Origin of the sequence: Bradyrhizobium sp. CCBAU 11357 (genome assembly GCF_028128865.1) — a bacterium.
Lineage (GTDB): Bacteria > Pseudomonadota > Alphaproteobacteria > Rhizobiales > Xanthobacteraceae > Bradyrhizobium.
Genome location: NZ_LBJW01000082.1, coordinates 1 through 13,670 on the forward strand (window position 1 = coordinate 1; position 13,670 = coordinate 13,670).

At 67.2% G+C, this 13,670-nt stretch carries 10 protein-coding genes and 1 pseudogene; 4 read left to right on the top strand and 7 right to left on the bottom strand.

The window, feature by feature from the left end; genetic code table 11:
* Positions 1-105 precede the first annotated feature (105 nt).
* Positions 106-3,780 carry an AsmA family protein gene (locus tag XI05_RS10685; protein WP_271501230.1) on the bottom strand — a complete coding sequence of 1,225 codons (3,675 nt, stop codon included), beginning with the start codon at positions 3,778-3,780 and terminating at the stop codon, positions 106-108.
* A gap of 133 nt (positions 3,781-3,913) precedes the next feature.
* Entirely contained in the window at positions 3,914-5,143 is a 1,230-nt protein-coding gene (locus XI05_RS10690; protein ID WP_271501231.1) for a cytochrome P450, read from the bottom strand.
* Positions 5,144-5,273: 130 nt separating this feature from the next.
* Between XI05_RS10690 and XI05_RS10695 the strand changes: the two genes are divergently transcribed.
* Positions 5,274-5,885, top strand: a complete 612-nt coding sequence (locus tag XI05_RS10695; RefSeq protein WP_271501234.1) for a TetR/AcrR family transcriptional regulator — start codon at positions 5,274-5,276, stop codon at positions 5,883-5,885.
* On the opposite strand, the gene XI05_RS10700 is transcribed toward XI05_RS10695, so the two are convergent.
* Together XI05_RS10700 and XI05_RS10705 are read right to left on the bottom strand one after the other, a co-directional pair.
* Positions 5,882-6,847 (bottom strand): helix-turn-helix domain-containing protein, encoded by a 966-nt coding sequence (locus XI05_RS10700; RefSeq protein ID WP_271501237.1) that lies wholly within the window; start codon positions 6,845-6,847, stop codon positions 5,882-5,884. The two genes, XI05_RS10695 and XI05_RS10700, sit on opposite strands and share 4 nt — an antisense overlap.
* 351 nt (positions 6,848-7,198) lie before the next feature.
* Positions 7,199-7,525, bottom strand: a complete 327-nt coding sequence (locus XI05_RS10705) for a hypothetical protein (protein ID WP_271501239.1) — start codon at positions 7,523-7,525, stop codon at positions 7,199-7,201.
* A 372-nt stretch (positions 7,526-7,897) separates the two neighbouring features.
* Between XI05_RS10705 and XI05_RS10710 the strand changes: the two genes are divergently transcribed.
* From XI05_RS10710 to XI05_RS10720, 3 genes are all read left to right on the top strand, one after another.
* Entirely contained in the window at positions 7,898-8,164 is a 267-nt protein-coding gene (locus XI05_RS10710; RefSeq protein ID WP_271501243.1) for a hypothetical protein, read from the top strand.
* Positions 8,157-8,453, top strand: a complete 297-nt coding sequence (locus XI05_RS10715; protein WP_271501246.1) for a hypothetical protein — start codon at positions 8,157-8,159, stop codon at positions 8,451-8,453. The genes XI05_RS10710 and XI05_RS10715 overlap by 8 nt, the downstream gene beginning before the upstream one ends.
* A gap of 78 nt (positions 8,454-8,531) precedes the next feature.
* The gene (locus XI05_RS10720; protein WP_271501248.1) at positions 8,532-8,810 is read left to right on the top strand and encodes a DUF1488 domain-containing protein; all 279 of its coding nucleotides are present in this window, start codon (positions 8,532-8,534) and stop codon (positions 8,808-8,810) included.
* A gap of 100 nt (positions 8,811-8,910) precedes the next feature.
* On the opposite strand, the gene rpsU is transcribed toward XI05_RS10720, so the two are convergent.
* From rpsU to XI05_RS10735, 3 genes and pseudogenes are all read right to left on the bottom strand, one after another.
* The gene (gene rpsU / locus XI05_RS10725; RefSeq protein ID WP_025038058.1) at positions 8,911-9,186 is read right to left on the bottom strand and encodes a 30S ribosomal protein S21; all 276 of its coding nucleotides are present in this window, start codon (positions 9,184-9,186) and stop codon (positions 8,911-8,913) included.
* A 311-nt stretch (positions 9,187-9,497) separates the two neighbouring features.
* Positions 9,498-12,130, bottom strand: a pseudogene (locus XI05_RS10730) (EAL domain-containing protein).
* 159 nt (positions 12,131-12,289) lie between these two features.
* Positions 12,290-13,585: an MFS transporter gene (locus XI05_RS10735; RefSeq protein WP_271501300.1), complete on the bottom strand. Its 1,296-nt coding sequence runs from the start codon at positions 13,583-13,585 to the stop codon at positions 12,290-12,292.
* Positions 13,586-13,670 lie beyond the last annotated feature (85 nt).

Genomic DNA, 13,670 nt, shown 5'->3' on the forward strand with positions numbered 1-13,670 from the left:
AAATCTCATATCGGGAACTGCTCCCGCACACCCGATTAAGCAAAGCCCTCGCAAGCGGGAGAGGTGAGCGAGCCTGCGGCTCGGTCCGGGCGAACCAAGAGCGCGCTACGGATTTTGCGGGGTCAGCACCAGCGGCGGCTTCGGCCTGGGCTTGGCGGGCGGCGGGCCCGGGGCCGGCTTTACGTCGATCGGCGGCGGGAGCGGTGCGAGTTGCTGGCTGGCAAGCGGCAGGCTCGGCGCGGCGGGCGCGGCCTGCGGAGCCTTCGGGACCGGTGGCACCTTGGGCTTTGCCGGCGCGCGGCGCGGATCCTGGCCCGGCAACGGCACATTGCCCGGCGCCGGCTCGGGCGCGCCATCGGGAGAGACCAGTGTCGGCAGCGCCGCGGTGGCCGGCGGCGGCTCGCCGCGCTCGATGGCGTCGAGCCGCCGCGTCTCGCGATCGATCGTGCGCACAGCAAGCCATGACGACAGCGGCGCGAGGTCGATGGTGCGGCTCAGCCTGTCGGGCGGGCCTGCCGCGAACAGCTGGATCTCCGGCGGGGCGCCGGAGAGCCCGGTCATGATCGGCGTCAGGCTGGCGCGAATGTCGGCCTGGTCAGCGGGAATGTCGTAGCCGCCGGAGACGATGGCGCGGGCATTCTTCGCTTCCAGCGGCGTTGCGCCGACCCGCAGGCGGCCGTCGCGGATCGTGAACGGAATCTGCGCCGAGGGCACCGCAATGCGCCCCGCCGACAGCGCGGGCTCGACGAGCTGCCGCAGCCGGTTGTCGTCGTTGACCTGACCGCCGTCGCTGGCGCGGATGGCGATCTCGAACGCACGCGGATTGAGGCCGGCGATCTCGGCGGATTCGAGCGTCACCGTGCCGTTGCCGGCGAGCGCCCCGGTGAGCGCCGCGACGCTGCGGCCCTGGCTGGTCAGCGCCATCTGCACCGAGGCGCGCCCCTTGGGCAGCGCGAGATCGCGATAGCGCAGCGCCGACGCATCGACATTGTTGAGCTCGATGCGCGCGCTGAGCGCAAGACCACCCGCACCATTGCGCGCGTCGAGGCTTGCGGACATTTCGCCGCCGCCGACGCCGCCCTTGAGGGCATCGAGCGCGAGCGACTGGCCGTCGCTCCGGATCGTACCGCCGAAGGGCCGCAGCTCGATGCCGCCGGGCAACGTTCCGCGCAGGGCCTGGAAGGCGATGCGGCCGCGCCAGCCGCTGACTAGTCCGGCGCTGAGCGGGTCGCCGGACTCATGACCGGCCGCGCCGACCGCGACGGCGAGCGCCGGCACCAGATCGAGTGCGTCGAGCCCGACCTCGCCGTCGACGGTCTTGTCCTGATCGAGCGTCACCGCAACATGGCCGCGCAGATGCGAGCCCGCGGCATTGCCGTCGAGATCGCCGAAGGTCAGGCGATTGCCGGAGAGCGTGAGGCGGGAGGACAGGCTGACATTCTGCGCCGACTTGTCGGCCGGGCTGGTCCCGAGCAGCGGCGCCAGATTGGCGTTGCGCACGCGCAGGTTCACGCTCGCCTTGGGATCGAACAATTTGGGCTCAAACGATTTGGATTCGAATGATTTGGGCTCGGACGGTTTGGGCTCCGACAATTCGATGCTGCCTTGCGCGTCCGCATCGAGCCCGCCGCCGCTGAGCTTTGCGTTCAATTGCAAGGGACGGCGCCAGGTCCCGCTCAAGCGGCCCTCGAATTGCGTGGCGCCCTCGCCCGGGGCCACGATGCGGTCGAGCCCGAACAGTGCCAACAGGGCGCCGGCCTGCGGCGCCGCGACTTTCGCCTCCAGCGTGAAGTCGCTGTTGCGCAGGCGTTCGAGGTCGATGCCGCCGATGGCGGCCGCCGGCGTCTGCGCGGCCAGCGTCGCAATGGTCTTGAGCTGCGGTGCGTCGAGGTCGAGCACGATGCGGGCATTGCTGCGAGCGGCCTGCTCGGCGTTCTTGTCGAGGCTGAGATCGAGCTTGAGACGAGTCGCGCCGGGCAAAGACGGGAGCGCATCGAGGCGCGCGCGCATCGCGGGCGCGAACGGCTCGATCAGCGCGGTGAGCTCGCGCAGCGAATTGGCCGAGGATTTCAGCGCGAGCTTGCCGGTGGCCTTGGCGCGGTCGAAGCTGCCGCTGGCCTCCGTGGTCACGCCGCCGGCCTGGCCGAAACGCAGCTGCTCCAGCGACAGCGACGCTGGGCTGTAGGCGAGCCTGGCTGCGAACGGCCGCAGCTCCTGGCCGGCCGAGATGGCGCGGCCGATATCGAGCGCGAGCTTTGCCTCCTCCGGCCATTCGCCTTGCGGCCCCGCCAGCGCGCGCACGAAGCTCGCGGCGGCATCGAGGTCGAGCCGATCGGCCCTGAGGTCCGCATCGATCCGCGAGCCCTTGCTTGGGCCTGTTTGCACGAAGGCGATGCGGCCTTCGACGGCGCCGCCGTCGATATCGGCCTTCAGCCTGTCGATGGCGAGATGATTGGCGGCGATAGTGACGTCGCCGGAAAGGCGCAGCGGCCGCGTGCTGCGGCGGTTGATCTCGCTGCGGCCCTGCAGCCAGCCTACCAGCGTGTCGGGATCCGAGGACTCGACGCTGAGCCGGCCGCTGAAACTGTCGGCGCCGGGAGCCGCGCCATTGAGCGAGAGCTGCGTCATGCCGGGCGCGCGCAGCTCAAGCCGCCGAAAGGTCCAGGACCGGCCGTCGGTGGCAAGCTCGGCCGCGATGTTCTGGAGCGGACGGCCACCGAGCATGATCTGATCGGCATTGAACTCGATCTGCGCCGGGATCGGCACCTGCGGGATCGCCGCCAGCCCTGCGCGCAGTGCCGGCAGGACGCGCTGCGGATCGGCATCGTCCCTGGCGGTCAGCCTGTCGGCATCGACTTGCCGCGCCGACAGCACCGCGCGCAGCAAGGGCGAGGCGCCAAACCTGATATCGCCGACGCCGCCGAGCTTCAGCGCGGTGTCCTCCGCGCCGAAGCTCGCATCGATCTGCTCGAATTTCGCGCCGGCCGGATCGGCCTTGAGCCTGGTCGCGAGCTTCCAGGGTGTCGGCCCCGCCTCGCCCGCCTTCTTGGCCACGGGCACGGCGAGCGTCAGCGCGCCCTCGAATTTCGGCTGGCGATTGTCGAAGGCGAGCACGCCTTCGAGATCGGCGAGGATCGGGCGCTCGCCGGGATCGATGTTGAGGTGGAGACGGGTCGCGCTGCCGTCGGCGCTGGGGCCGGAGGAGACGCGGAACGGGTAGCGCACGCCGCGCGCGCTGAAGCTGCCGTCGCCCCGCACCGAACCTGCGAGCGAGCGCACGTCGCCGGAGAAGGCGATGTCGTTCAATTCCAGCGTCGAGCGGCTGGCGGCATCGTGGAAGGCGACGCGGCCGGTGAGGTTCAGCCGCTCGATGGCGAGGGACGCCAGGTTGAAGGTGCCGCTCGCGGTCGACGGCAGATCGACCCGCCCGCGCGCGTCCAGGCCAAGATCGACCGCCATGCCGCCGACCGAAAGCTCGGTGGCGCGCCATTCGCCGCGCATCAGGGAGCCCAGGCTGAACTCGACGTCGAGCTTGTCGGCGCGCAGGCGGCCGAGATCGTTGTTGCCGCCGAAGGTGACGGCGCGCAGCCGCAGCGTCGGCGCCGGCAACAGCCGCGCGTCGAGCTCGCCCGCCACCCGCACCGGCACGCCGATGATTTTGCCGGCCTCCGCCTCGAACTGGGGCCTGAACTGGTTCCAGTCGATGTAGTAAGGCCCGATCAGCGCGGCCAGCAGCGCAATGATGAAGGCAATCGCCAATCCGAGCAGCGTCGTCTGCACGGGTCTCCCCTCGGCCAAACCGGCCCGGGCCGAAGCAGAGGGCCTCAGGCGCGCCGGAACATCCCCTTATATAGGGGGAAGTGTGGCGAAGTCACAGCGACTGTTGCGCGCGGAGGTTAACGCTGAGAGCCCCTCACCAGCTCGCCGGCAGCCGCTTCAGCCCGCGCAGCACGAAGGTCGGCCGCCATTCCGGGGTCTCGACGTCGTCGATGCGCAAATCCGGCAGCCGCCGGAGCAGCGTGGCGATGGCGATCTCGGCCTCGATGCGTGCCAATTGGGCCCCCAGGCAGAAATGGATGCCGCCGCCGAACGACAGCGGCTTGACGTTTGCCCGGTTGACGTCCAGCCGGTCAGGCCGATCCGGGTAGATCGCGGGATCGCGGTTGGCCGAGCCGAGCAGGCACAGCACGGTCTCGCCCTTGGGGATCTTCACGCCGCCGAGGTCCTCGATGTCCTCCAGCGTGACGCGCCCGGTCATCTGCACCGAGGAATCATAGCGCAGGAACTCCTCGATCGCGTTCGTCATCAGCTCGGGTCGCGCTTTCAGGAGCGCAAGCTGATCCGGATTGCGGTGAAGCGCGAGCAGGCCGTTGCCGATCAGGTTGACGGTGGTCTCGTGCCCCGCGCCGAACAGCAGGATGATGTTGGCGGTCAGCTCCTCGTTGGTGAGCTTGTTGCCGTCCTCCTCGGCCTGCACCAGCTGGGTGATGAGGTCGTCGCCGGGACTACGGCGGCGCAGCTCGAACAGCTGCTGGAAATACATCTGCGCCATCAGGTTGCCGGCGTTGCCCTGGCTGATCTCCTCCGGCGAGAGCGGCACGGGGTCGAGCAGCCGTCCGCCGTCGCGCGAGCTCTTGTAGAAGGTCTCGCGATGCTCGTCGGGGATGCCGAGCATGTCGCAGATGACGGTGACGGGCAGGCGGAAGGCGAAGTCCTCGATCAGGTCCATGTGGCCGCGCTCGATCACGGCATCGATGGCCTGGTCGACGATCTCCTGGATCCGCGGCCGCATGTCCTCGACGCGGCGGGCGGTGAAGGCCTTCACGACGAGGCCGCGCAGGCGGGTGTGGTCCGGCGGATCGGCTTGCAGCATCCAGTAGCTCATGCTGCGAAACACCGGCTCCTTCATGATCTCGGGGCCGTAGCGGCGCGTGGTGCGCTCGACGAAATCCTTGCCGAAGCGCTTGTCGCGCAGCACGAGACTGACCTCGGCGTGGCGGCTGGCGACGTACTGGCCGAACGGCGTCAGGTGGATCGGATCGAGCGTGCGCAGCCGTTCATAGTGCGGATAGGGGTCGCGGATGAAATCCGGCGAGAGCGGGTTGAACAGCGGTCCGCCAGCGGGTTGCACTTGCTCGTTCATGGTGACCTCGGATCGGTTGCCGCATGACACGCATACGCAAGGCTGCCCCATCGCCCGGCGTAACCATCCCTGTAAATCATCAACTCGATACATTATTGTATCGAGTTGCATTCTGCCCTAAGCTGCGCCGATGTCAAGGGTGAGAACCAGGCCGACCAGAGACGACACGCGCGACAGGCTGTTCGAGGCGGCGGCGCGCGTGTTCGAGGAGGACGGCATCGGCAGCGCCAGCATCGAGGCGATCGCGGCGGCGGCGGGCTTCACCCGCGGCGCGTTCTATTCGAACTTTGCGAGCAAGGACGAATTGATCATCGCCATGCTCGAGGACCATGTCGCCCAGTCGATCCGGCGCAACATGGACATCCTGGCGCAGCACGACAATCTCGACGATTTCATCGCGGCGCTGAAGACGATGGACCGCAGCCGGCAGGATCCGCTCGGCCGCTCGCCCCTGCTCCACATGGAGATGATCCTGTTCGTCGCGCGCGCCGAGAAGCGCCGCCCGGAGCTTGCCAAACGCCTGCGCGCGCGGCGCAAGCTGGTCGCCGACATCATCGAAGCGACGCTGAAGAGCAACGGACGCAACCACAATCTGGAACCGCCCTGGATGGCCGCGATCGTGCTCGCGCTGGAAGACGGATTTCGCCTGCACCGCCTGATCGATCCCGAGACGACACCGGCCGACAGTTTCCTGCGCGCGCTCACGGATCTCAGGCGCAGGACGGGATTGGCCTCGGCCTAGCGGATGCCTGCAGCGGGCGGCGCAGCCGCGCCGTTGTCTCTGGCATCGAGAGCGGTTGCCGCTCGTTCACGGCGCCACGTTCCCGGGCTGATGCCGACGAGCGAAGAGAACACGCGAGTGAAGTGGCTCTGATTGGCGAAGCCGGCCGATACCGCGATCTCCGCCAGCGACAGGTCGCGCACCGTCATCAATTGCTTGGCCGTGTCCACGCGATGGCGCAGCAGCCATTGGTGCGGCGGCAGGCCGGTGGAGACGCGAAAGGCGCGCGAAAAGTGGCTGACGGAGAGATCGAACTCCGCGGCAATCTGCTCCAGCGAGAGCTTGCCGTGGAGATCGGACTCCAGCCTTTCGCAAGCCCGCTTCACCTGCCACGGAGCAAGGCCGCCGCGCACCGGCTCGGCGCGCCGCAACCCGCCATAGGTCGTAACGACATGTGCGGTGAGCGCGAGCATCATGTGGTCGACGAAGAGCTGGTTGGCCTCGTCAGGCCGCCGCAACGCCGCCAGGAGCGACGCGCCGAGATGGCGGATGGTCGGATCGTCGTGGCCGATGCCGGGCTGATAGGCGAGCTCACCGATCGGCCCCGCGCCGCTTTGCCTCGCCATGTCGTCCAACGCCGAACGGGGCAGATGGAAGAACAGGGAATGGAAGGGCTTGTCGATGACGTAACGCGGGTCGCGCTTCAGGTCGTACAGATAAGTGGCGCCGGCGCGGATATCGTTCTTGATCACGCATCGGCCGCGCTCCCAGCACTCGCAATCGACGAAATCGCGGAGCTTGACGCTGACGAGATAGGCGTCTTCCGCAGCCAACGATTCGGAAAGCCGCGTCACGGGATGGTCGTCCCGGGTTTCGGTGACCGCGAGCTCGGCGCTGCGCAGCGAACGCGTCACCAGCGTCGGCGGCGCATCCTTCAAATGCAGGAATCGTTCGAGCTTCTGCGCGACGGCGCCGTGTGCCATGGGATCAATCTCAGATGTGAGGAGACTGGGAGCTGAGCGCCCGCCGCCAGATCAGGCCCAATTATCCGACATCGGCAAGCGACGGTCCAGACTGGCACATGGCAATGGCGGCCGTGCGATTCCCCGCCGCCGTTGTCGTCGCAAGACGTTTTCACGAGAGATCTCAACGGATTCCAATGGCGCTGGCGCGCTGTCGTTCGACGTCTGCCCAGCTCGCCCCCGCCCCATCTCGCGCGCTTGTGACGCGCGCAGGCCCATCGAGGCCATCACGACAGCCGACTACGCTCAGTCGATCACCTGCGCCTACGCCGCCTTGCGCTGTCTCGCCCACTGCTCGGCGGCAGCTTCTCCTTACTTCTTCTTCGCAGATCCGAAATCCGGTTGCCAGGCGGCGTCCTTGCGGGACGGGGCCGCGGCAATGACCTTGGCCTTTTCCTTCTTCGGCTTCTTGGCTTCGCGGTTGCCACGTTGCTGGCCCTTTGCCATGTCGCTCTTCCTTGCTGGTTTGAGTTCGTCGAATTCATTGGGCTGCAGGACACGGCCGCGCGGGGTGCAGACCCTGACGTCCATGTAGCCCTCGCGCAGCAGCTTCTCCGCGAGACGCAGCGCGACCGTCGCAGTTCCGCGGCCGAGATTTGAGCTGCCGTATTCGTTGGTGCCGCTGACCAGATACGGCACGCGTATTGTCCTAGCCATTGAGGACCGCAGCGGCGCACACGAGAAGCAGAAGAAACAGCGGAACGATCACCGGCGGCACGATCCATTCCGAGATGCGTACACGCGACATCGAACGCTCCTGCGAAGCCTTCGGCGGGAGCACACGTGACCCTCAGTCACCGGTCGATGCCGTTGAGAAGCGCGGTGATGACGGCGACCCTACGCCCGTGCCGAACCAATAGCGAGCGTTAAGTGCGTCGCGGACTGCCGTCGCTCCGTGACACTGATCGCTGGCCGGTGCGCAGACGATAGTGCTGGCTATTGCCGCGGCAAAGGCGCATGCTCGCAAGCAGCCGGCACCGGTGGGGGCTTCACTTGCGAAAGGCAGGCTGCATGACCATCCGCTCGCGGCAAGAGACCGTCATATTCAGGCATCCGTTCCGGATCCGCGGCATCGAGCGCATCTTGCCGGCGGGCGCCTATGAGGTTGTCACGGACGAGGAGACGATCGACGGCTTGACCTTCGCCGCCTATCGCCGGATTGCCACGATGATCACCGTGCCCGCCGAGGGTGCGCGCGGTACCATGGAGAGACTGTCGATCGGCTCCGTCGATCTTGCGAATGCGCAAGCTGCGGACGCGAGCATGACCAATGACTGACCAGCCTGTCGACCTCGATAAGCACCGTGGCATGGCCGCGCAGAAGGCCACCGACCTGCGCCGCGCGCTAGCCGAGGTGGAGGCCCATGTCAGAGAGCTGCGCGAGCGCGAGGCCGATCTCGAGCACCGCATGATGACGGTGCCCGCTGCGTCCTGGCAGGAAGCCGCGGTGAAGGCGCGCCATCTGCTCAACCTCTATGCTGCAAGCCTGCCTGCCGAGGACACGCGCCACCGTGCGCTCGTGTCGGCGCTGTTCGACGATTTCGCAAGGCTGTCCGGGGACGGCTGAGCCGAGCGACGGCTGCCTGCATTCTACGCGCATGCCGGCGCCAACGCGCCAGGAAACCGACGTGTAATGGAGTAAGCCATGACCCTGACCAGCGGCCGCTTCATCGGCCATGAATACGACCGGATGATCGTACGGTTCTCGATGCATGACGGCGCCCGGGAGATTCCTTGCGCGATCTCGACCTCGGCGATGGACGATCTCGAGCAGGGCCCGCAAGTCAGGCCCGAGCAACGGGAAGCCCAATTCGCCCGCCTACGGGATCGCATCGAAGCGTGCGCGGCGAGCAAGTATCGCGCCACAGAATTCGAAGGCACCCCGCCGGGCATCGTGCTGCGAGTCATCGATTTCAGGCGATAGGATTCAGCCACGAGCAAGACAGCGTGCGACGCTTGGTCGGGCTTTTCTGCGGCGTCACGGCTGACGCAGCATGGCGTGAAATCCGGAAAGCAGGTCGTCGCTACTCCGGCCTTGCCTTGATCTCCGGCAAGGGCGGCTTGCGCTCGAAAGGTTTCTTCTTCGGTGGCGCGGGCAGCAACCCTTCCCTGATCGCCTGCTTGCGAGCGAGCTTGCGGGCGCGGCGAATGGCCTCGGACTTCTCGCGGGTCTTTCTCTCGGACGGTTTTTCGTAGGACCGTCGCTGCTTCATTTCCCGGAAGACGCCCTCGCGCTGCATCTTCTTCTTGAGAACGCGGAGCGCCTGCTCAACATTGTTGTCTCTGACGAGTACGTGCAATTGATCCTCCTGGCTCGGGCTGCGAATGCGATACGTCCTGCAGGGCAGCCAATTGCGCAGGAGCTTCATTGCGATGTGTGAGGATAGTGGCGCGACATTCGTCGCGACTTCGGACGAGCCCGATCTGCATGTCACAGCGAGCGGCTTGGTGGCGTCACCTGACCACCGTCGTGCTGCGCTGTCAATCGATAACCCCCTGCTCGCAGATCGACGGACAGACGCAAACCGCCGTGATCGGAACAGAAGAACCACCGCTGGCTTGAGATCGTTGCGCCGTTTCACGGATGTACTGGAACGGTTGCTTTGCCCGCTCAATCCCTGGGTTGAGCGGGTTTAGTCCTTGCGGATCCGGTGAACGATGAGCAGCAAGAAGCCGAACGCTTCACTGCAGCTTTGCCCGCCGCCGCCAGGTCCAGCCGCCCCAGCATCGCCCTCGCCTGCTCGGCGCAATGCTCGATCAGCCAGCGCTCGAAGGCGACCGGCGGCAGCGGGGGAGCGTAGAGGAAGCCCTGGACGATGTCGCAGCCGAGCGCGGCCAGCGTGTTGCGCTGCCCCTCGGTCTCGACGCCCTCGGCGACCACGCTCATGCCGAGGCCCTGGCCGACGCACACGACGGCGGTGGCGATCGCGAGCGCGCCCGCGTCACGCTCGATGTCGCGCATAAAACTGCGGTCGATCTTGAGCTCGCGGATCGGCAGATGCGCGAGTCGGCTGAGGCTGGAATAGCCGGTGCCGAAATCGTCCACCGAGAGGCCGACGCCGAGTTCGCGGATCGCATTCATCGTCTCCAGCGCTGCGGCGCCGTCCTGCATGAACGTGCCTTCGGTGATCTCCAGCATCAGCGCGTCCGGCGGCAGTTCGTGCTCGGCCAGGATGTCCTTGAGCCGCGCGGCCAGCGTGACGTTGCGGAAATTGATCGGCGACAGGTTGACCGAGACGCAGGGGATGTTGAGCCCGGCGCGGCGCCAGCTCGCCATCTGGCGGCAGGCCTCCACAGCCCGATCTGCTCGATCAGCCCGCATTCCTCGGCGAGCGGGATGAACTTTGCCGGCGAGACGTCGCCGAGCACGGCATCGCGCCATCGCGCGAGCGCCTCGACGCCGTGGATCGCGCCGTCGCAGCTGCGGATCTGCGGCTGGTAGCTGAGGCTCAGCGCACCTTCCGCGACGGCGCGGCGGAGCGCCGCGACCAGCGCCAGCCGCTGCTCGGCGAGCACACTCATCTCGGCACTGAAGATGCGATGCGTCGAGCGTCCGGCCTGCTTGGCCATGTACATCGCGGCGTCCGCCTGCTGCATCAATGTGGCGATGTCGGTGGCGTGATCGGGATAGAGGCTGATGCCGATGCTGGCGGACATCGGCATCAGCTTCGATCCGAGCCGCAGCGGCCGCGCCAGCGCCTCGGAGATGTCAGCCGCGACGCGCTCGGCAGCCTCGGCGTTACGTTGCGGCAGCAGGATGACGAACTCGTCGCCGCCGAGCCGCCCCAGCATGTCGCCGGGGCCGATATGCTCGCGCAGTCGCTGCGCGAGCTGGACCAGGAGCTCGTCGCCGGCGGCGTGCCCCAGCGTGTCGTTGACGTCCTTGAAATGATCGACGTCGAGGAAGGCCAGCGCGACATGGCTGCCGGTCGGGCAGGCATCGATCGCCGTGGTGATCAGATGCCGCAGCTGGGCGCGGTTCGGCAGGCCGGTGAGGATGTCGTGATAGGCGAGCCGCGCGATCTCGGCGCGCGCCTCCTTGCGCTCGATCGCGAAGGCGCCGAGATCGACGCAAGCTTCGACGATGCGCCGGTGCCAGTTGCTCGGCGCGCGCGGCTCGCGATAGTAGAAGGCGAAGGTGGCGATGACGCGCCCGTCCTTGGCCTTGACCGGGGTCGACCAGCAGGCGCGCAGGCCGACCGCGAGCGGCATCGCCTTGTAGGGCTGCCAGCGCGGGTCGGTGTCGAGATCCTCGGCCAGAACCGGCACGCCATGGAAAGCTGCGCTGCCGCAGGAGCCGACATTGGGACCGATCGCAACGCCGTCCAGCGCGCGGGAATAGTCCTCAGGCAGGCTGGGGCCACCGAGCGGATGAACCAGGCCGGCGGCGTCGATGTGAAGCAGCGAAGAGACGACGTCGGGCGCGATCTCCTCGACGCGGCGACACAGCCGGTCGGCGATCTCGCCGATCGGCACCTCGTCGGCGAGCGCGCCCATGATGAGCTGCTGAAGCGAGCGCAGCTGCTTGGTCTCGGTGATGTCCTCGAGCAGCGCGAAGATGTGCTTGACCCGGCCCTTGCCGTCGCGAAAGGCATCGATCCGGGCGCAGACCCAGATCTCCTCGCCATTCCGGTCGTAGACCAGCACCTCGGCCTCGCCGCGAGGCCCGCCGCGCTTCAGGCGCTTGACGAGCCTGGCGACCGCCCTGCGATCGGTGTGGCGGCCGGCGATGAGCTCGCCAGCGCGGCGGCCCTCCGCCTCGGCGTTGGTGTAGCCGAACAGCGCCGTGAACGCCGAGTTGATATAGACGATGTTCTGCTCCACGTCGGTGATGATCACCGCCCGGTTGGTCTGGTCCGAGACGGCATCGAGCAGACCGATCCTGACGCGGCGCTCGGCATCGAGAGTGACGTCGCGGGCAAAAACGATGCGATGGACCGCGTTGCCGATGGTCGCTGCGGACACCGACACCATCGTCCTGATGCGGCTGCCGTCGCGACGCACGAGGCTGATCTCGCCGCGGAAATCGGCGGCCGTGCCCGTCCGCAGGCAATCGAGGCTGAGGACGGCGGCATCGCGGCCGAGCACGCCGGTGGCGGCAAGCTTCCAGATTCGCTCCGCGGCGGAATTGAAGTGTGTGATGCGATGCGCGTCATCGACGATGACGACGGCATCTTCAGCACGTTCGAGGACTGAGCGCAGCACGTCCGGCATTTCGGTCAGAAGACAATCGGAGGCGGACATCGTCAAACCCGGAAGGCATCGGGAAGGAGCGGCAATCCGCCGAGGCTAGCGCTCCGATGGTGTCCAAGATGTTTTTTTGCGCTCCGGTCGCGTTGCAGCAAGACGTGACATGCTTAACGTTCGGCCAAAACGCTGCAGGTATCTTGATGTGTACGGAACCTATCGGGAATCCGTCTTGAGCTTGTGCAGCCGGCCGGCGACCGCCCGCACCTTCCCAGGCGCCGCCCGCCAGATCGCGAGCGCCGACATTCCGCTCACGACCATCGCAACGGCGAAAGCCAGCGTGTAGTCGCCGGCGCGATCGTAGAGCAAGCCGGTCACCCACGGTCCGGCCGCACCGCCCGCCAGCGCCGCGAGCATGATCGTGCCGAAGATGCTGCCCTGATGCCTGCCCTGGAAGATCTCGAACACGACCGCGCCCATGATCGAAGTGAGGCCGTAGCCCAGCGCGCCTTGCGTGAACACCATCAGATAAACCAGCCAGAGCGAAGCTTGATATCTCAGCGCGATCAGCGCGGCGAAGCAGACGACGAAACCCGCACAGCTGATCGCCCACACCCACTCCCGGCCGATGCGGTCGGAGACGTGCCCCAGCACGATCTGGCCGGGAATGCCGAGCAGGCTGACCATGCCGAGTGCCCACACCGCAACGCTGGAGCTGAAGCCGACGTCGAGCAGGAATTTGGTCTGGTGCACCTGCACTGCGTACCAGATGTACAGGCCGCAGAAATAGCCGAGCGCGATCCACCAGAACCGCGCGGTCGCGACGGCGCGCTGCAGCGTCCAGTCGGTGTTGGCCCAGACGGGATCGACCACGTTGGAGGCCGGCCTTGCCGCGCCCGCGGCCGGGGCGGCATCGCCGTCCGGCTGGAGGCCAATGTCCTCGGGGCGCTTGTGCAGCAGCAGGTTGATCGGCGCCAGCGCGATCAGGACGAGCAGGCCCATCGCGGTGCAGGCGGTGCGCCAGCCGGTCTGCTCAATCATGTGCTGCACCCATGGCAGCAGCGTCACCGAGCCGATGCCGACGCCGGCGAAGGCGATGCCGATGGCAAAGCCGCGCTTGCGGATGAACCAGTTCGGCAGGAACAGCGATTGGCCGGAATAGCCGAGACAGACGCTGCCGGCGCCGACCATGACGCCGATGGTGACATAGAGGTGCCAGGGCGCGCTGGTCAGCGGCGCCAGCAGCAGGCCGCCGCCCATCAGCACGACCCCGAGCTCCATCACCGCGCGCGGGCCGGCGCGATCCATCAGGCGGCCGATCAGCGGGCTGACCGCGCCCGACACCACGAAGCCGAACGAGAAGGCGCCCGCGGTGACGCCGCGCTCCCAGCCGAACTCGGCGATGATGGGCGGAAAGAACAGCGAAAAGGCGGTGCGCGCGTTGACGCCGATCGCCATGGTGACGAAGGTCACGGCGACCACGACCCAGCCATAGAAGAACGGAAGCCGCATGTTGTGTGCTTGTTTCATCCCTGGACGGTTCTTCGGACCATCCGGGGATGCCTGGGTCAAGCGCTTTTCGCGCATGCCTCGGGCG